The organism is Agrilactobacillus fermenti, assembly GCF_047943045.1.
Taxonomy (GTDB): Bacteria; Bacillota; Bacilli; order Lactobacillales; family Lactobacillaceae; genus Agrilactobacillus; species Agrilactobacillus fermenti.
This window is the reverse complement of record NZ_CP181347.1, coordinates 1185196-1205692: the sequence shown is the minus strand read 5'-3', so window position 1 is coordinate 1205692 and position 20497 is coordinate 1185196. Positions and strand designations below refer to the sequence as shown.

The 20497-nt window shown below is 38.6% G+C and carries 16 protein-coding genes, 1 pseudogene and 1 other annotated feature; of the genes and pseudogenes, 3 read left to right on the top strand and 14 right to left on the bottom strand.

Annotated features, from left to right (window positions below):
* Positions 1–61: 61 nt before the first annotated feature.
* Entirely contained in the window at positions 62–2164 is a 2103-nt protein-coding gene (locus ACNAN0_RS05905) for a peptidoglycan D,D-transpeptidase FtsI family protein (RefSeq protein WP_416354126.1), read from the bottom strand.
* A gap of 151 nt (positions 2165–2315) precedes the next feature.
* On the opposite strand from ACNAN0_RS05905, the gene ACNAN0_RS05900 reads away from it, so the two are divergent.
* Positions 2316–4937, top strand: coding sequence for a YfhO family protein (locus ACNAN0_RS05900; RefSeq protein ID WP_416354125.1), 2622 nt, complete (start codon positions 2316–2318; stop codon positions 4935–4937).
* Positions 4938–5126: 189 nt separating this feature from the next.
* On the opposite strand, the gene ACNAN0_RS05895 is transcribed toward ACNAN0_RS05900, so the two are convergent.
* The 12 genes and pseudogenes from ACNAN0_RS05895 to ACNAN0_RS05840 form a co-directional block, all read right to left on the bottom strand.
* Positions 5127–5429, bottom strand: a complete 303-nt coding sequence (locus tag ACNAN0_RS05895) for a HesB/YadR/YfhF family protein (RefSeq protein WP_416354124.1) — start codon at positions 5427–5429, stop codon at positions 5127–5129.
* A gap of 68 nt (positions 5430–5497) precedes the next feature.
* The gene (locus tag ACNAN0_RS05890) at positions 5498–6130 is read right to left on the bottom strand and encodes a response regulator transcription factor (RefSeq protein ID WP_230913406.1); all 633 of its coding nucleotides are present in this window, start codon (positions 6128–6130) and stop codon (positions 5498–5500) included.
* Positions 6131–6136: 6 nt separating this feature from the next.
* On the bottom strand, positions 6137–7177 hold the full coding sequence (locus ACNAN0_RS05885) for a sensor histidine kinase (RefSeq protein ID WP_407929188.1): 1041 nt from the start codon (positions 7175–7177) through the stop codon (positions 6137–6139).
* Entirely contained in the window at positions 7174–7950 is a 777-nt protein-coding gene (liaF, locus tag ACNAN0_RS05880; RefSeq protein ID WP_416354123.1) for a cell wall-active antibiotics response protein LiaF, read from the bottom strand. The genes ACNAN0_RS05885 and liaF overlap by 4 nt, the downstream gene beginning before the upstream one ends.
* Positions 7951–8124: 174 nt before the next feature.
* Positions 8125–9516 (bottom strand): annotated as a pseudogene (gene ltrA, locus ACNAN0_RS05875) (group II intron reverse transcriptase/maturase).
* A gap of 515 nt (positions 9517–10031) precedes the next feature.
* Positions 10032–10505 carry a transcription elongation factor GreA gene (gene greA, locus ACNAN0_RS05870; protein WP_230913907.1) on the bottom strand — a complete coding sequence of 158 codons (474 nt, stop codon included), beginning with the start codon at positions 10503–10505 and terminating at the stop codon, positions 10032–10034.
* Positions 10506–10617: 112 nt separating this feature from the next.
* A complete protein-coding gene (gene mltG, locus ACNAN0_RS05865; RefSeq protein ID WP_416354177.1) occupies positions 10618–11763 on the bottom strand; it encodes an endolytic transglycosylase MltG in 1146 nt (381 codons plus the stop codon).
* Between the two features lie 84 nt (positions 11764–11847).
* Entirely contained in the window at positions 11848–14268 is a 2421-nt protein-coding gene (gene pheT / locus ACNAN0_RS05860; protein ID WP_416354122.1) for a phenylalanine--tRNA ligase subunit beta, read from the bottom strand.
* A 6-nt stretch (positions 14269–14274) separates the two neighbouring features.
* The gene (gene pheS / locus ACNAN0_RS05855) at positions 14275–15321 is read right to left on the bottom strand and encodes a phenylalanine--tRNA ligase subunit alpha (RefSeq protein WP_416354121.1); all 1047 of its coding nucleotides are present in this window, start codon (positions 15319–15321) and stop codon (positions 14275–14277) included.
* Between the two features lie 51 nt (positions 15322–15372).
* Positions 15373–15593: a binding site (T-box leader), on the bottom strand.
* Between the two features lie 46 nt (positions 15594–15639).
* The gene (locus ACNAN0_RS05850) at positions 15640–16005 is read right to left on the bottom strand and encodes a winged helix-turn-helix transcriptional regulator (protein ID WP_416354120.1); all 366 of its coding nucleotides are present in this window, start codon (positions 16003–16005) and stop codon (positions 15640–15642) included.
* 90 nt (positions 16006–16095) lie between these two features.
* Entirely contained in the window at positions 16096–16602 is a 507-nt protein-coding gene (locus ACNAN0_RS05845) for an HD domain-containing protein (RefSeq protein WP_230913903.1), read from the bottom strand.
* Positions 16603–16715: 113 nt separating this feature from the next.
* On the bottom strand, positions 16716–17477 hold the full coding sequence (locus ACNAN0_RS05840; RefSeq protein ID WP_416354119.1) for a TrmH family RNA methyltransferase: 762 nt from the start codon (positions 17475–17477) through the stop codon (positions 16716–16718).
* 66 nt (positions 17478–17543) lie between these two features.
* On the opposite strand from ACNAN0_RS05840, the gene ACNAN0_RS05835 reads away from it, so the two are divergent.
* The gene (locus ACNAN0_RS05835; RefSeq protein WP_230913901.1) at positions 17544–17822 is read left to right on the top strand and encodes an acylphosphatase; all 279 of its coding nucleotides are present in this window, start codon (positions 17544–17546) and stop codon (positions 17820–17822) included.
* A 57-nt stretch (positions 17823–17879) separates the two neighbouring features.
* Entirely contained in the window at positions 17880–18869 is a 990-nt protein-coding gene (gene yidC, locus ACNAN0_RS05830; protein WP_230913900.1) for a membrane protein insertase YidC, read from the top strand.
* Between the two features lie 64 nt (positions 18870–18933).
* On the opposite strand, the gene ACNAN0_RS05825 is transcribed toward yidC, so the two are convergent.
* Complete coding sequence (locus ACNAN0_RS05825; protein WP_230913914.1) at positions 18934–20475, bottom strand: HAMP domain-containing sensor histidine kinase; 1542 nt, start codon at positions 20473–20475, stop codon at positions 18934–18936.
* Positions 20476–20497: the final 22 nt, after the last annotated feature.

The window sequence follows — 20497 nt, the reverse complement described above, 5'->3', positions numbered from 1 at the left end:
CCTTAGGTCAATCAATATCATATCATGTTTATGTTGTACATTGAAATACAATCTAAACAGATTATTTAGCTGCTGTTTGGGTATTAAAGTAATCCGTGAACATTTCTTTAGCCATATCTAAATTATAATGACTGTTACTTGCACTTTCAGACAGGTTTGGAAATACAACGGCTACTGCAATCTGCGGGTCATCTGATGGCGCATAACCAACAAAACTTGAGGTTAAAGTTTGTGTCAAGTTCTTACCATCGGAATAAAATGATTGCGCCGTCCCTGTCTTACCAGAGATTGATGGAGAAACACTTTTTAATGTATGTGCCGTCCCCCAGCCATTAGTACCATGGACAACATTGTAAAAACCAGTCTTAACAACATCTAATTGTGAATCCGTAAAACCAACTCGATTTAAAATTGTTGGCTGAGTTGAACTTTCAACAGCACCTTGAGTCCCATCATTATCGGTTTTTTGTATCGATTGAACGAGATAAGGCTTCATGCGGTAACCACCATTAGCAATTGTTGAAACATACTGGGCCATTTGAATTAAAGTGTATGCATCGTAGTTTCCATAAGATAAATCTAGTGCTGAACCCACTTTTAACTGCCCGTACTCATTAAGTGTGCTCCCCAAGAAAGCAGGGGCTTCACCTGGAATATCAATGCCCGTCTTAACGCCTAGTCCAAATTGTGAGAAATAACCACGTAATTTTGTGAAAATATCAGAATCCATATGGATATAAGAATTTGGAACATATTGCGCATTACCCTCTTTTAAAGCCAAGCGCATCATGTAAATATTAGAAGAAACCTCAAGTGCTGTAACAGCATTCATGCCTGAGAAAGTTCCAACAGGATAAACGGATTTCTTAACGGGTGTACTTGGTAAATAAATTGGATCATCTGACTGATAGTTACTAGATGGCGTAATCACACCATCCATCATTGCTCCCAAAAAAGTTGCACCTTTCACGGCAGACCCCATAACAAAAGAGCGATTGATTGTACCTAGTGCATCATCGGTCGTCTCACCAGTTTTGGGATCGTTACGCACACCAGCCATGGCCAGGATTGCCCCTGTTTTAGGGTTCATGGCAATTGCGTAAGCACCATCAGAATAGCCAGCATGTCCATTAGATTTAGCTAAATTAAATTCATTTTTAAGTGCTGCCTCAACTTTAGCTTGATAATTAGAATCAACAGTTAGGTTAAGGTTACTACCCTTATCCCCAGTATAAAGTGTTTGAGATTTAAGTACCTGATTATTTGAGCCGACAGTTACCTGAGTTTGAGATTTAGTCCCCTTCAGAACATTTTCATATTCTTGTTCAAGATAACTTGTCCCAACTCGATCATTTCGTGAATAGCCTTGAGCCAATAAAGAGTTGATTTGATCTTCAGGCAGTCCCTGACTCTCACTAGATACATTACCAATGATACTTGACATAGAATCTCCATTAGGATAATTTCGCTCCCAGTCGGTCCCGATATTGACACCTGGCAGACTTTGCAAATGCTCACTAACTTCAGCGACCTCTTTTGAAGTTACATCGGAATTTTTAATAAACACGGTTGAAAGTTGATAAGCACCACTCATAGTTTTAAAAATCGCAGCTTGTTGTTTTTCTTTAGCCGAAAAAGTTAATTTCTGCTTAGCGACCTTATTGACTGCTAATTTATATAAAACCGCGTCTGGTACCTTATCGCCATTTTTTGTCGTCCGCTTTGACTTTGGCAATGTATCAATCACACGCTGCAGTTTTTTATTATCTGATAGATAAAAGTCTGCCAAATCACGATCCGTCAATTTGCTTGTGTCGACAGAAATATAATTGCTTAATCGACGGGCAACAGTTGCCAGGTCGGATGTTTTAACATTCATCGACTTGGTGAATGTAACCGCACTATTTGCTTTATTACCAACTAAAACACGGCCTTTAGAGTCATAGATCATGCCTCGAGGAACATTACCCTGAATTACAGTTCGATCAGTCCGGTTCACTTCAGCTTGGAAAGAACTGCCATGGATAACTTGCAAATAAGCCAATTGTGCAACAAGGGCGGCAAATAGCAAAAATACAATAAAAAATAGAATATTTAAACGAACGGGAATTCGAGATTTCGTCGAGCTTCCAGTAGTCTTGATTTGTTTTTTTAAATACTTCAAGGCATGAACTCCTAATTGATTCGATTACAAGTAACTTGTTTTAGCGATTGATAATGAGTCGCTCTTTATTGTAATATAAAAAGTACGATTTGATAACCTTTCATATATAGTTTTCAGTTAATTTTAATTTTTACATTACGAGGTCAAAAAATTGCACAGTTATCTTAAACGTCATTATATCTATATTTTTAGTTTTTTAATACCCGCCTTTAGTCTGTTGTTTTACTTTATGTACCGAGGCGCCTATCCTTTTGGCAAAAGCTCTTTGTTGACCGTAGACCTTGGTCAACAATATATCGATTTCTTTGCGTACTTCAAACAAAATATTTTGACCCATCCAACAAATTTAATTTATTCATTCAGTAAAGCTTTGGGTGGGGACATGTTAGGCGTTAGTGCCTATTACCTGATTAGTCCACTAAATATAATATTACTCTTATTTCCACAACAATTACTGCCTGTTGCCATTTATTTGATCTCCATCCTAAAATTTGGTTTCGCTGGGTTAACTGCAGCCATTTTTTTCAAAAGAAGCAAGCTTCAGCGTGGCCCTTTAACGATTGCCTATGCCGTTAGTTTTGCGCTCATGAGTTATTTGATTGTTAATCATTTCAATTTAATGTGGTTAGATGCAGTTATCGTTTTGCCTTTAGTCTGTCTGTATGTGCCTCAGTTTTTTAAACAAAAATACAGCATAGCTTTTTCGATTTGGCTCGCAATTGCGATTTTACTCAATTATTATATTGGCTATATGATCGTTATTTTTGTAACTTTATATTTCATATTTCAGGCTGCCTTGTATTTTCGCAACTGGTCGCGTTTATTTAGACAAACATGGCACTTCTTTTTAAGCGGTTTAGCTGCGGTATTAACGAGTAGTGTCCTGTTATTACCGACACTTTTCGCTTTGTCTGAAAGCAAAGGGCAATATACGATCCAACACATCAAATGGCAAATAGAATATGCCCCCTACAAATTAATGTTGAAGCTGATTATGGGGAGCTTTAATTTTGACCAAATGTCAACTGGTCAAGCAAATATATTTGTTGGTTCTTTAGCTATTTTTGGCTTTTTATTTTTCTTCACGTTACGACAGATTCCACTGCGAGCCAAAATTACAGCAGCCTTCATCACTATTTTTCTGATTGTTTCCCTATTTTTTGAACCCTTTGATCTCTTCTGGCATGGTTTTCAATTTCCCGTGTGGTACCCTTATCGATTTTCTTTTGTCGTTAGTTTTTGGCTACTGATTTTATCGGCCTATAGTTTTCACTTCATCGAAACAGTCAATAGATTACAGATTGCATTAGCGTTGGTTTTCACGGGTATTTTAGGTGCTCTTGCATTTTGGCAGATCAAAAACGTCAACTTCATAGAAAAAGATCAAATTTTTATTACGGTTCTATTAATGCTGTTAATGCTAGTACTATTAACACTTAAAACAAATCGAGCCGTCGGTATCAGCACCATTATTACAGTTGTGACAACAATTGAATTGGCTGGCAACTTAATTTTTTCTTTAAACAACATTACTTACCTTAATGAATCAGATTTCACTGATTACACCAGCCAATTGGTTTCAGGAGCCGAGGCGGTCAAACAAAAAGCCAATGCAACGTTTTATCGTATTGGTAAAACTTATGAACGCACGAAAAATGATCCAATGCAAGCAAACTATAATGGTGGTTCACAATTCAATTCAATGATGGAGCCAGCTCTCACTCACTTCTATGGGCGCATGGGCCAGGATAAAGGTGATGGTTTTGTAACTTACAATAATGGCACGATTTTTACAGATGCACTTTTAGATATGCGCTATTTCATGCAGCAGCGTACCGAAAATACTTTACCTAAAAATGCCCTTACCCCGAACACTGTTTTCAAAAATGTTGCTTCTCGACCGGATTTAAGTGAATACAACACGATTGATGTTTTACCACTACAAACCATCCATTATAATCCTATGACGCTGCCAATTGCATTTGTGGCCGATCGACAAATATTACGGGCAAAACAATATGTCGATTTTCCCCTTGCCCAACAAGAATCTTGGTTCCATGCGATTAATCCTAATTTCAATCAACCCCTTTTTGAACCTAATAATTATCAAATCAAACGTCATAATTTACGATTAAAGAAAAAAAGCATTGGCCAAGATTATGTAAAAATCAATCCGAAAAAAACGGCTATGCTCGAATTGACTTTTGTACCACGTACAGATGACCCGTACTATCTCACCTGGGGCTCTAGTCTAAACAATAAGTTGGTTTCGTTGACAATTAATAATCAAGACCTGCAACTAGAAGATAGCTATGATAACCCGCTTGTTTATGGTGTCGCTGACCAGCAGCAAGGTCAACCTATTACGATCAAAATCACCTTAAAGAAAAACAATCTTTGGCTTGATAATATTTCAATTAATCGTTTCAACATGGCTCTATTCAAGAATTGGATCAACCAAACCCAGGATACTGCACTTAAGCAAGTGCAAACAACACCAACAAGTATCAGTGGCTCGATCAATGTAAAAACAAACCAACAGTTAATGATGACAACTATTCCTTACAGTAAGGGCTGGCACCTAACTGTTGATGGAAAAGCACATAAGATCAAACGTATTCAACAGACCTTTTTAGGTGCAGAATTGAATCCAGGCCAACATAAAATTAAATTTAGTTACCGTCCGCCACTATTAGTGCTTGGCGCAAGTCTATCTTTTCTAGGTATTTTACTAGTTATCATTTTAGAACTGATCAATCGCAAATCACATTAATTTGGTTCAATAACTAAAAAAGGCTGAAGGTCTTTGCAATGCTTACACTCATTGATCTAAATGATTGTAAGGCAGTGTATTGAGACTTCAGTCCTTTTTATGCTATATAAGTATAAGTACTTAAATAGTGCGAAAACTTACCTAAAAAACACAATTGGAGCAAATAGTTATTAAAACCATCACAGTGCATTACTGTTTATTTTCTGCTAAAAAATTATAGACAGGTTCTTCTTTTTGTGCATTATAATCTACAGCTAAATCATAGTCAGCAAAGAACCATTCGTCAGTTTTATCTACTGAAAAGATTAGCCCAGAAATCGTTTCTTTTACCAGCGGATCAGCCGCGATTCCCTTTTCGATTCCAATTGAAAAACCCTCATGAACTTGGGTCTTGCCATAAACCTTACCGAAAAATCGAATGCCTTCGCCAGGCTTTAAGGACATCTCTGATTTAAACCAATTTATTGCAGCTTCAGAAACGGTTATTTCCATTTGAAAATACCCCTTTATCATTTATTTGCAAAAATCTTACGGTTGCATTATACCAAATCGTCTTTAACTTAGGAAACCAATCCATGTTTAAAAGCATAAATTGCAGCTTGAGTCCGATCCTCAACTTGTAACTTAGATAAAATATTAGAAACATGTGTTTTGACTGTTTTTAGAGTAATAAAAAGTTCATCGGCAATTTCTTGATTACTTTTCCCTTGAGCAATCAATTGTAACACTTCTTGTTCACGTTTCGTTAAATCATCATATAATTCTGGTTTATTTTGATGAGAAATATGATTCATCATCTTAGTGGTTACTTCAGGTTCAAGTACACTCTCCCCAGCATAAGTCTGGCGAATCGCTTTAGCAATTTCTTCAGCAGTAGATGTCTTCAAAATATAAGAGGCTGCACCAGCTTCAATAGCTGGATAAACTTTTTCATCATCAATAAAACTCGTCAAGATAATAATTTTTGCTTCAGGCCAATCAGCTAATATTTTCTTGGTTGCCTCGATTCCATCCATTTTTGGCATAACAACATCCATTAAAATAACATCGGGCTTTAATTCTAATGCTTGCTTTAAGCCATCCGCACCATCAACGGCCTCGCCAACAACTTCTATGTCATCTTGAATTTGTAAATATGTAGAAATACCTAAGCGTACCATCTCATGGTCGTCAACGATCAAAACTTTAATCAATGTTATTTACTCCTTTATGACTGGAATTCTAATTTCGACACTCGTACCTTCATTGGGAAAACTGATGATTTTGATTTGACCACCAATAGCACTTGTTCGTTCCTTAATATTTTTCAACCCATAACTACCCGTTTCCCGCGTCATCTTTGTGTCAAAGCCAACGCCATCATCTACAACTTTTAATAAAATCAACTGGTCGAGCTGCTTCAAAAAAATATCAATGCGGTTAGCCTTGGCATGACGCAAGGTATTTGAAAATAACTCTTGAACGATTCGAAATAGGTTATCTTCAACGCCTGATGGTAATTTTACATCATCTAGGTCAGCATGAATATCTATTTTAATTTTAGACTGTAGTTCTTTGACCAATGAGTCGATGCCTTGCTTCAGACTTTTACCTTCCAAATTGGTTGGCCGCAAATGTAATAATAAGGCCCGCATTTCTGATTGAGATTCATTAATGACTTTTTCGATTGTTGCAACCTGTTTAGAAAAAACTGCCGTATTCGGCTGTTTTTTAACGGTTTCATTGAGAGCTGACAGCATCATCATCGCTGCAAAAAGCTGCTGGCTCACAGAATCATGCAGTTCCCTAGCCAAGCGATGACGTTCATCTTCCAAAATTTTTTCTTTTGATTCTCCAGAAACGTCAATAGGCTGTTCAGAATAAATCTGAACTTCCTGCTGTAATTTGATGAGCTGCTGACGAATCGCTTCAATTGTTTGATCTGTCGCTGTAGCACCAACCGTTCGCAAAGTAGACGCCTGATACTGCTGATTCGCTAGAGCCGTCAATTTACTTTGGTAATAGACAGTATCCCGTCGATCAATCACAAATGATGTCAAAGTTGCAATAAAACCAGTTAAAACCGCAAGAACAACAAAAAAAACAGCTAAAGGTACATCATAAATAGGCTGTTGTAATAACTGTAGCAAACCATTGATATTGTGTTTAGGTAAAAAATAAGCAAAACTAATCATTACCAATAATGCAAGCACTGTAAGTGTTGTGACAAAAAAGACAGGTAACCTTGATGAACGATTCATACGTAGATCACCTCGAGGTCGCCAACCCAAACATTTGTAATAATACGCAATTCTCGATTGCTATTCTCCGCATCTAGGGTTACTGAAATATTTTCATTGTGTAATTGCATTGTCTCCTGATCCAAAACTAACTTTCCAAAAAAGACTGAATGATTGACTTGAACCTTGGTGCCTACTGGTACAAGTATGCGTGTACGGCCGAAGCCTTTACGCATAATAATAATGTTCTCGCGTTCAGTTGGCAACAGTGTATTTCCGAGATCAACAATTGTGTCACCGGCAACAATTGATAAATTCATATCATCCCACAAATAAAGATCCGAGCCAAAAGCAGTATTGCCAAACCACGACTGGCGCTTCATTTTAACATGATCCGTTTCTGAATCTGTGGCTTTATCTTTCATAGTATCAGTTTTAAATTCTGGTGCCAAATACGACTTTTGGTTCCATGGCATCCAACTGCTGAACGTATTCTTAGAATCATGCCAGCCATTTGCACTACCATATAAAGCTATCATTAAAAATGCAATCAATAGCATCAAAAACCAAAAACTAATATTTTGACCTAGACTTAGCATCATAAAAATCAAGCCAAAAATTAATAGTCGGTCGTTTTTTTGTGATCTTTTTTTCTTTTTAGTAGAACGAATTAATAATAAAAATACACCGATAATCATTGCTGTCAGCGAACTTGGGTTTGTAAAAATCTGCCAACCCAACATAGCTAGCACAAACATGATCATTAAAGTAAAAACGGTCCAAATTCGACTCATGCACACCGCTCCTGTTATCCGATTTATCTAAGTACTATTGTACCAACAATTCAAGCCCAAGGAAAAACGTTTTAGACTGATTTATCGTCAGTCTTAAGTCTTAACTAAATCGAGTAGGAGACCCTAACGGGTCGGCCTCTACACCACCGTACGTACGGTTCCGTATACGGCGGTTCAACAACTTAAGCGTTTCTGAATAGACTGGTACGTTGTGGACAGATCGATAAGTCCACGGCGTTCCAGTCTCTCGTTTGTTAGAGTATATTTCAGTACACCGGTATGTGCAGTATGCCAATACCCTTTACGGGTATTAGAAATACGCGTGCTTCTGACACCGATTCCCTGAACTTTCTAAGATTTCGGAACTTCGTTTTGATTTTCTTCCATGATTTCCAGATATACTGCCGGATCCTCGTGCGCAACCATGTGTCTAGCGCTTTAAGAAAGCCCTTCATGCGGCCAATACTATAGTATCGTAACCAGCCTCGCATTTTACGCTTGATCTCTTTAAGGACAGTGTCTAGACTAACACCGCGGTTCCGTTTGGTGATTAGCTTTAGGGCCTGTTTGATACGTTCTTTGGCAACTTTGTGCGGCCGGGCATATGCTTTGCCTTTACTCACACCTAAAGTGAACCCTAAAAATTTCAATCTCAAGGGCGACCCGACATGAGTTTTCTTTTGGTTGACTGTTAGCTTCAAGTCTTTCTCCAAGAACTTGGTCACATTGGCCAGTACGCGGTAGCCTGCGCGCTTACTTTTGACGTAGATATTACAATCATCCGCATAGCGCACAAACTGATGGCCTCTGTCCATGAGCAGCTTATCCAACTCATTAAGGTAGATATTCGCCAATAATGGCGAGATATTTCCACCTTGCGGCGTGCCTTGAGCTGATTTCTCAAACAGACCACCATTCATAACCCCACTCGTTAAGAACTTACGAATAAGTCTTAATAGCCAGGAATCATCGATATATTGGCCGACAAATTTCATCAGTAAATCATGATTGACCGTGTCGAATATGCCTTAAGGTCAAGGTCGATCACATAGTGATAACCTTGGTCATACAGCGCTATGACCCGTTTGATGGCATCATGAGCACTTCGATTGGTCGGAAACCAAAACTGCTATCCGAGAATATCTTTTCAAACCTTGGCGACATCACTTGAGCGACTGCTTGCTGAACAAGTCGATCGACCACCGTTGGAATCCCGAGCTTGCGCTTGGAGCCGTCCGGTTTTGGAATCTCGACTCGTTTAACTGGTAATGGTTGATAACTGCCATCACGCAGTGATGCGATTAGCTCATCACGATGTTGTTTCAGATAAGGCAACAGCTCATCGACAGTTAGACCGTCAATACCCGCTGCACCCTTGTTGCTTCTGACTTTAAGGTAAGCTTGATTCAAATTATCTCGGGACAAAACTAAATCTTGAAATGAAACGCCATTCCACATCTTATCTTCACCGGAAATCACACTACGCGCCCGGGTTGCTCTCTGACCTTCCAGGTCTACCATTCGCCGGTGACCAGAACATGGTTCTGTTTCCTGCGATTGTTGCATGATTTCTACCTCCAATTTTGACGAGAATTGTTAAAGTTCGGCCCTTCGTTGTCCAAAGGACAACTATTATGGCCTCGGCTGACTTCTGTATCATTCAGCTAGACATCACTGCCTAGTTTGTACCTGTGAAACTTTCCGTTTCTCTTGTCGGGAACGTATGATACAGACCTCCCCGGGTAAGAACGCTAACTTTCGTGCCATGTAACCATTGGCTTTACTGGCGTACAGTTTCGAGTAGTATGGGACTTCAGTTTGTTTAGCAACCTTATCCACTGCAAACAGCCTTATAGCCACTTCTTGTTCATTGGTTCAGCACTTTGCTTTAGACTTCCTTCAGATTCCACCTCACGGTGGACACCCTTGTCCTCAACTAATAGTTCCGACTACTACGGTCTATAGTGGACTTTCACCACCAAGTTAGCGCCCATGCCGGGCGCACTAAAAAAGCAACCGGTCAAGACTAAATCTTACCAGTTGCTCTTCATTGAACCCTGAGCTATTAAACCTAAATCGGGCTATTCAACCGCTTTAATGGTCACATCCATAGTGCCACCCGGTGTCTGGATCTGAACCTTGTCACCGACGTGCTTACCTAACAAAGCCTGTGCAATCGGCGAATCATTGGAAATTTTTCCAGCAAAGGGATCTGATTCAGCTGCACCAACGATTTGATATTCTTCGGTATCATCTTCACCGTCTTCCAGAAAAGTTACGGTTTTACCAACTGAAACCTCATCTTCATCGACAGCACTTGCATCGACAACGTCGGCAAAACGAATCATCTCTTCAATTTGTGAAATACGCGATTCAACCACGCTTTGTTCATCTTTAGCAGATTCATACTCGGAGTTTTCAGATAAATCACCAAAGCCACGTGCTACTTTGATTCGTTCAATTACTTCGGGTCTTTTTACGGTTTTTAATTCTTCTAACTCTTGTTCGAGTTTGGCTTTTCCTTCAGCGGTCATTGGAAACGACTTTTGAGCCATTATTACACCTCCACATATAATGTGAAATTTAAATATTACAAGTAAACATCATATTTATTTATGAATCGTTTGTCAATGCTGATTTTAAAAAACCACCCACAAGGGGTGATTTTTATTGACCTAAGTTTGAATTCGTATTTAAATGCTCATCGTAGGAATGCGTATAATACACCTTACCCGTCTTTAGATCAGCAACAAAATAGAGATAATCCTGATCTCGATCAGCTGGATTTAAAACAGCTTGAATTGATTCAAGACTCGGTGAATTGAAAGGCCCCGGTCCAAATCCTTTATTCTTATATAAATTATAAGGCGATTTAACTGCTGTATCTTTGTTAGTCAAATGCGTTTTATGTGTATTCAAAGCGTACATGACCGAAATATCTGATTGAATCGGCATATCAATTTCAAGTCGGTTGAAAAATACACCAGCAATTTTACGCCTATCAGTATTTGTCACACCTTCACGTTCAACCAAAGAAGCCAATGTCAATGTTTGCTGCACTGTCAAATCTTTATTTTTAATAGTTTGATAATACGGCGCCATGACTTGATTCATCTTAAGCACCATGCTATCAACCAATTGGCGCAAAGTATCACCTTGATAGATATCATAACGTGCTGGGAATAAGTAACCTTCTAAATGATAACGTACATTTTTTTCAGCCATCGTTGAATTCAACAACTTAGGATACTTCTTTTGTAAAGCCTTAAGATAGGCTTCATTTTTCATCAATTTAAGAAAGTCTGCTTTTTTAAACTTAGTTTCTTTTTCAATTGCATCGCCGATTTGTTCGACAGTAACGCCTTCTTTGACAGTTACACGACTGGCAACTTTCTTAACCGGTCCTTTTTGTAATTCACCAGTGATTTGATCCAACGTTTGTGCTGGCGAAAAAGTATAGGTTCCAGCTTGGAAATTAGAGAAATTGTGTGCTTTGACATAATAATTGAAAACGGTGGCACTCTTAATAATATTTTTGTCTTCCAATTTTGCAGCAACTTCTTTAGTTGTCGAGCCGATTGGAATTTTAACAGAAACTTCTGCTTTACTATTACGATCATATGGTTTGAGAGAGCTACTAATGTAGTGATATGTCATCAAACCCAACACAACAACTAAAACAGCTAAAACGGCTAAAATCCAAGTAACAATGCGATTAGCTGCTTTTTTTTCAGTTTGACGTTGCTGTTTACGTTTTTGCGCGGCAGCTTTTAATTCCGTTTTGGAATCTTGATTGTGGTTATTCTCACGCAAAGTTAGCCCCCCTGAATGCTTAATCTTCACAATTATACAAAATTTAGCACGTTTTTGCACGAGCTTAATGAACTTTTAAGAAAATTAACGAATTTCAGCATTCAGTTCAGATTTCAAGTAGTCCAAAATATGAGTCATTTGTTCATTGATCACACCTTCAGTTAAGGTATCCTCAGGATTTTGAAATTGTAAACTATAAGCCATTGATTTATAACCAGTTGCAATATTCTTGCCTTGATAGACATCAAAAAGTTTGATTCGTTGCAGATATTGACCACCGCGTCTACGGATCACAGCATCAATTTGAGCATTCGTGGTATTTTCAGGAACAACTAAAGCTATATCCCGAGAAACAGCAGGATATTTAGGTGCCGGCTGAGAAACAATGCGTTGATTTGGCATTTCAAGTAGCTTTGTTAAATCTAGTTGAAAAACATAAGTTTCGTGAATGTCATATTGTTTGGCAATCAGTGGATGGACTTGCCCAATAAAACCAACAAACTGATCCCCAATGTAAATGTCAGCTGTACGTCCCGGATGCATTTCTGAATACCGATCAGTGGCTCGATAGACCACCGCATCTTTTAATGCCAAAGTCGCCAAGTAATTTGTCACAATGCCCTTCAAAGTATAGAAATCAGCGGCTTGTTTAGGTTCGAGCCAATTTGGAGATTGTGTTAGCCCAGTAATGGCCCCAGCTAAATATTCGACTTCATTTGGTCGAACTTGCTGTTCAGGTTTCGGAAAGACACGACCTTGTTCATAGATTGCTAGATCCGTCTGTTTTCGAGCAACATTATAAGCAATATCATTTAATAGCCCACTTACTAGATTTAATCGTAAATAAGCATGGTCTTCAGTCATTGGCCAATTCAACTTCGTCAATTGATCTAATTGCGTCATTTTAAACTGTGTTGCTTTTACTTCTGTCGTCAATGCATAGCTGATCACTTCTGATAGACCTGCGCTCTGAAGTTGTCGTTTAGCATGTCGAATGAACTTTTGTTGGGGATTAAATTCACCTGGTGTCATGGCAACTTTAGGTAACGAAACTGGTAAACGATCGTAACCATACATACGTGCGATTTCTTCAACCAAATCAGCTTCAATATGTATATCCCAGCGGCGTGGTGGCACGGTTACTTTGATCAGTTCACCATCAGTGACTGCGGTACCAAAGCCTAAGTTATGAAAAATTTCAATAACTTGATCTAATGTTAAACTGGTTCCCAAAATATGATTAATTCGATCTAACTTAATCGGGATAGTAACGGCCTGAGGTTTTATTGCTTGACCGGTCAAATAGCCTTGATCAACTGTAGCTGCTGCATATTTGACTAACAAAGCGGCGGCCGCATTTAAGGCTTCAATGATCGCACTTGTATCAACTCCCTTTTCAAACCGGGTGGAAGCATCCGTCCGTAAATTCTGACGTTGTGCCGTTTTTCGAATTGCTGCCCCATCAAAGACGGCTGATTCTAAAATAACATCAGTCGTGTTGCCATCAATCTCGCTTTGTTTGCCACCCATGATACCGGCTAAAGCAATTGGTGTTTGGCTATCATCAGTAATCACAATGTCATCAGTACTTAATTGACGTGTCACTTCATCAAGTGTTTCCAATGTTTCTTTCTTTTGTGCTTGCCGTACGACAATATGGTCACTGGTTAATTTGTTAGCATCAAACGCATGCAATGGCTGCCCGTAAGTGATCATAACGTAGTTGGTAATGTCAACGACATTATTGATTGGCCGAATACCAGCATTCCAAAGACGTGTTTGCAACCACATCGGACTTGGTTGCAGTTTAACGTTATGAATTCTACGTAAATAATAGGCTGGTACCAAATTTTTATTTGTCACATCAACGCTTAATTCATTGGCAATTGACTGCCCAGTTTCAACTAAATCGTTGGTTTCAAATTTAGGCTTTTCAGCATACATCGCACCAACTTCCCATGCAGCACCATGCATACCCAACGTATCTGCTCGATTTGGTGTAATATCAAAATCCAAAATAATGTCATCCATACCTAAATACTTAAATACCGGTGCGCCCACAGTAACTGGCTCTTGAAAGACGTAAATGCCGTTTGCAAATTCTTTAGGTACAACATTTTCGGAAAAACCGATCTCTTGAAGACTGCAAATCATGCCCATGGATTGCACACCACGCATTTTTGACTTTTTAATTTTAGTATTGCCGGCAATACGTGAATTAGGCAAAGCCACGATGACATTCTGGCCAGGTGCGACATTAGGTGCGCCACAAACGATTTGATAATCTTTAGCTTCACCAACATCAACTTGGCAGATATTTAGATGATCTGAATCTGGGTGTGGTGCCATTGCATTAATATGCCCAACGACGATTTTTTTCAAGCCAGCCTCTGGTCGAATGACACTTGCAACTTCGATCCCAGTTCGAGAAACCTTATCGGCTAAGACATCAGGATCTTCAGATAGTGGGATATAATCTTGTAACCATTTATAAGAAATTTTCATTTTGTCTTATCCTTCCGTATTAAATTGATGTAAGAAACGAATATCATTTAGATAGAATTCACGAATATCATCAATACCATATTTCAACATCGCAAAGCGATCAGGTCCTAACCCAAAGGCAAAGCCGCCATAGACATCAGGATCGATTCCAGCATTTTTGATGACGTTTGGATGGACCATTCCGGCACCAAGAACTTCGATCCACCCGGTATATTTACAAACAGCACAACCTTTGCCACCACAGGCAAAACATGAAACATCGACTTCAACTGAAGGCTCAGTAAATGGGAAGTAACTCGGACGTAAACGAATCGTTCTTTCAGCACCGAAGACATGCTTCGCTAAAACTTCCAATGTTCCCTTTAAATCAGCCATTGTAATATGCTTATCAACAACTAAACCTTCAATTTGATGGAATTGATGCGAATGGGTAGCATCGTCTGTATCACGACGAAAAACACGGCCTGGACTGATCATTTTTAGAGGGCCTTGTGAAAAGTCATGTTTTTCTAACGTGCGTGCCTGAACTGGAGAAGTATGCGTTCGCATCAGTAATTCATTTGTAATATAAAACGTATCTTGCATATCACGAGCAGGGTGATTCTTAGGAATATTCATCATTTCAAAATTGTAATGATCTTCTTCAACTTCAGGCCCATCCACAACTTGATAGCCCATACCAATAAATAATTCTTCAATATCATCCATCGTCTGCGTGAGGATGTGGCTCGTGCCCACATGAACCTGCCGACCCGGTAAAGTAACATCAATCGTTTCCGCCGCAAGTTGTTTATTTAGAGCTCGTGCTTCTAAGGTACTTTTCCGGGCTTCAATTGCTGTCGTTAATGTATCCCGAATCTCGTTAGCAAAAGCTCCAACTTTTGGACGTTCCTCTGGAGATAAGTCTTTCATCCCCCGGAGAACATTAGTAATTGGTCCCTTTTTCCCCAGTAATTTGACACGAATATCATTTAGATCTTTCATTGCCTCAGTGGCTTTAATTTGTGTTAAGCCTTGGTCACGCAAAACTTCCAAATCTTTTTTTAAACTCATAAGCAATTCCTTTCTTGGGTTACATTAATCACAAAAAAAGACCTCATCCAACGAAGGGACGAGGTCTACACGCGGTACCACCCTAATTTACAACGTCAAAAACGCTATACACTTCATGTTTAACGGTCACTCAACCGGAGCACCTTCAGCAAAAAGCCTAAGTGTCAACTCAGGAAGTGAATTCATACAACCAAACATCGGATAATATTTCAGAAAACGATTATCTCTCTAACCCGCCTAGTTGTATTACTATTTTCCTTCAACGTTTTTCAATATAGCTATCATACCGCAAGCTTGCAGAAAGTCAATACAGAATCATCAAGCATCGCATTCAGCTTCGGTAATGTATTCATCAGCCCAAGCATGCACTGACTGCATGACTGGTGCTAAAGCCTTGCCTTTTTCTGTTAAATGATATTCTACGAGATTGCTATCATAAAATGAAACACGACTAACAATGTTCTCTCGTTCAAGTTCTTTTAAGCGTTCAACTAAGACACGGTCACTGCACTTTTCAATTGAATGTGCTAAATCACGAAATCTTAATGTGCCATTTTCGACCAATACATCAATGATCAGGCCATTCCATTTTTTCCCTAAAATAGAAAAAGTCTTTTGAAAACGTGGACACAATTCAATTTGTTTCTTTTGACATGCTTCAACATTGGTTGTTTTTTGCATCATTCCGACCACCCCTCACTTACTTAAAATAAGTATACACAAAAAGGCTGCTTAACGCAACCTTTGTTTGATTTTTAAATTATTGTTCTATTATTATTGTTCTATAGAAACGCCAAAATGCTTTTTAATTCTTGCCGCAGCTCGATGATATAAAGGATCCCCAACTTCTTCAAGGGCGCAATAATCATCAACCAGCGTAACAACCCAACTCTCCTTGTACTTTGGTAAGGCTAAAGTAGCACCAAACATGTGCTTGATGATAATATCTTTTTCCATTGGAGATAGATCTGTAATTTTTTCGGCATTTCTCAAAGCAATTCTTGGATGGACATAGGCGTGTGTACCCATATCAAACTTCGTATTACGCCAATCGTAATAAAATAAGTCGTGTAAAAGGCCAGCTCTTGCTAAAGCACGCGTATTTAATCCAAGTTTTTTCCCAATCAGATAACTCCGATATGAAACATGAATCGAATGCTCCAATCGGTTAGAATAATAATGTTGGGTAAATTCTGCTAATCTTAATACTTCATCTCTTTGTAATAAATCCGAAACTAATGCGACGTATTCAGAATCATGTTGCCAACTATTTACGGTCATTCACAAACTCCTTTGACAAAGTCACATATTCAAAAACTAACGACATAATATCATTTAAAGTATTTAAGTGCAATGATTTACTTCTAAAAAATTAGTAAATTTATTAAAATAATCTATCCTTGTGAAAAATGGTACATTATAATTGCAGCTGCAACTGCCGCATTCAGTGATTCTGCTTTACCTCTGATCGGAATTACAATATTTTGAGTTGTCTGCGCAAGAATAGCGTCCGAAACACCGTTGCCCTCATTACCGATCACGACGGCGAAATTCGATGTAGCGGGTATTTGCCCAATACCGACCGCATTTGGTGTTAACGCAGTGCCAAAAACCGGAATTTGTTGTTGCTTCAGCGCAGTTAATACAGTCAGTAATGATTGGGTCACTATTTGTAAATGAAACTGACTGCCTTGAAGTGCACGCAATACTTTTGGATTGTATACTGATACTGTACCTTCGCCTAAAATAACACCTTTCAAACCCAAAGCATCTGCTGTTCGAATAATGGTGCCAAGATTTCCTGGATCCTGCAAGGCATCCAGCAAAATCCAACCTCCCGCTAAATCAGTTGGTAAGGTTTGTTCGGCTATTTTGATAACGGCAAAAATACCTTGTGTTGCTTTCGTGTCGGATAAGTAAGCACTGACGCTAGGCTCAATTTGAATCATATCAATTTCAGTTGCTTCAGTCGCAAAGCTCAACTGAATGCCCTCAGTAATCAATAAGTGTTTAATTGGCGCATGTGCCTGAATCGCTTCTTGCACTTCATGAGGGCCTTCCAATAAATAAGCCCCAAATTTTTTTTGATACTTAGTTTGTTTTAATTTATGAATTTGCTTAATCTGATCGTTTTGAGTTGAACGAATTATCTTCATAGTTTCACCTTATTCTATTTCTATCTATTCCATCGTATTATAACATGTTCTCTAGGAGGTCATGTGATGCAAAAGGCATTAGCATTAACTGTTTTTGGTCGTGTTCAAGGTGTTGGCTTTCGTTATACGACTAAAATGTTAGCAGATGAATATCATTTAGCAGGTACCGTCGCAAATAAAAGTGATGGCTCTGTCTATATTGAAGTGGTTGGTCCAAAACAAGCTGTAGATCAGTTTGTAGCCGCAATTAAGGCTTCTCCCACCCCGTTTAGTAAAGTACAAAAAGTTATCGTGCAATCACTCAGTCCTACGCCCGATTTTTCAAAATTTCGCGTGATTGGTTGAATATTGGCTTCCCTTCACGTATAGTAATTTTGTATTCTTATCGGAAGGGAAGCTAACATGAAGCAAAAAAAAATTAAATACTTACTTTTGATTTGTTCAGCCTTTGCACTAATGTTTATTTTAAGCGGTTGTTCATTTCAGAATTTCTACAAGCCAGGGCAAAAACCACCCTCAGGATTCTTTTATGGCACACTTTATAATGGTTTAGCCGTACCAATGCAGCATCTAATCAATTGGACGGCTGATAAGATTGGAGGCCCTAGTGGTTATGGCTGGGGTATCTTGATTATTACTTTTGTGGTCCGTTTGATTATTTTACCGTTGATGTTAGTTCAATCTAAGAAGTCCACCATTCAACAAGAAAAAGTTCAACGGATCCAGCCTCAGTTACAGTTGATTCAAAAGCAAATGAAAAAGAATAATTCTCAAGCAGCGCAAGCAAAGCTTGGTCAACTGCAAATGGATGTTTATAAGAAAAATGATCTTAGTTTGACTGGTGGCATGGGTTGTTTACCCCTGATCATTCAATTTCCAATTATGATCGGGATTTTTCAAGCTGTTATGTACTCACCTGAAATTTCTTCTGCGCATTTCCTGGGTATTAATTTAGGCCGCTCCAACTTGGTTGTTGTAATCGTTGCAACTTTATTTTATGCCTTGCAAAGTTACCTCATGCTTTTATCTGTTCCAGAAGCGCAAAAACAAGCAATGCGTGTTTCTGCGATGATGGGACCAATTACGACATTTATTTTTGCTTTGATTGCACCAGCTGGTTTAGGCCTATATTTCCTAGTCGGTGGTCTAATCGTTGTCATCCAACAAATTATCGTTACATTTTGGATGACCCCACGTATTAAAAAACAAATTGATACAGAACTTAAAAATAAACCAATTGTAGAAGTTGTCAATGAACAAGTCATTGAGTCACTAGATGACAATCCAGCCGCAACTACTCAAACGAATAGTTCTGAAACGGCGGAATCGCTTAAAGCAATTCATGAGCGCAATCGTCAACGTAACGCTGGTAAACAGAATCGACCAAGATAGTAAAAAAAAGAGGTGCCGTAATGGCCCTCTTTTTTGTTATCCTTTGATAAAAAATGTCACAAACTTATTGTTCCTTTTTAGCCAGTTTTTCTTCTTCTTTCTCAGCTTCTGGTACAAATAAAGGCACGTCTATCCGAAAAATCGACCCTGAACCAACGGTACTTTCTACTGAAATGCTACCATGGTAGCTTTCAATCAAGCGTTGAGCAATCGAAAGTCCCAATCCATTACCGCCTTTGTCCCGACTGCGAGCCTTATCAACGCGGTAGAATCGATTGAAAATATTTTTACGATCATTTTCAGGTATACCTGCGCCAAAATCTTGAACTGCAATATTTACAAAACGAGAATCTTGTGAGGCTGATAAGTGAATTTCTTTTCGATTTTCAGAATATTTAACGGCATTATCCATTAAGATGACTAAAATTTGTTCAAGATGATTACGATAAATTCTTACGAAAGTATCCGCCTTTAAATCTAAATCCAAAACAATTGAAAATTCTGGATGTAACATTTTAAAGTTATTATAAATTTGATCGACCAATGGGACTACCTCTGTAGTTTCTTGGCCATAAAGTTCCTCAACCTGATCGGCGCGTGATAGATCTAACATTTCTTGAATCAAATATTTCATCCGTTGTAATTCTTGGATAGAAGCATTTAATGATTCATCCAAAACTTCTGGATCATCCTTGCCCCAGCGATTCAACAATTGTAGATGCCCTTCTAAAACAGCGACAGGCGTCCTTAGTTCGTGAGATACATCTTGGACAAAATTATTTTGAGCATCTACAAAACGTTGGGTTTTATCTAACATATGATTGAATTCATCAGTTAGTTCGGCTAATTCATCGTCACTATTAATTTCTGGCACACGCATTTGAGTATTGGGCTCGACTTTAACCAATTCAATGGCATCACTCAACTTGCGAATCGGCCTAAGAAAATGTCGAATAATCAGAAATGAAGCCAAACCGCCTAGCAGGACAGCTATGGCTGTAAATAGAACCATAAATAAGCGCAAACGCTCCATATTGCGATGATAGCTTACCATACCGTCAACAACTTGAATATAGCCAATCAAACGATTATTGCGCTGTGAATGTATCGCAGCTTTGCCTTGCATCACCGTTTGGTGCTTATATTCGCGCAAAAACACCCCTAAGTCACGCGTATTCTTTAACGGCAAAGAAGTAGCTTTAGTTGTAAAAATTTGTGTACCACGACTATTATAAACACCAACATTAATATCATTCCGTGATAACTTTTGTATGACCGAATCTTGAAAAACATCGGTCTGATCCCAATTCGGTGAGGCTGGATAAAGCGCATTTTTATCTCGTTCAATATTTAAACGCGGCAACACATTATCTGCAGACAATTCATGTGTTTCAGAATCTAATCGATGTTTAACAGCCGTAATTGTTTCTTGAACTGTAATTTTTTCCTGATCCAATAAGACGTTTCGAACCGTATAATAAATCACAAATGAGAACAAGAGTAGCGTTCCCAGTATAATAACAGACATCCCTAAAGTCCATTTGGCCTTTAAAGATGTCTTTAAACTACGGGTGCGCTTTTGTGGTTGAGCAACTTGTTCTTCCATCAAATCAGCATTCCCCCTTCAC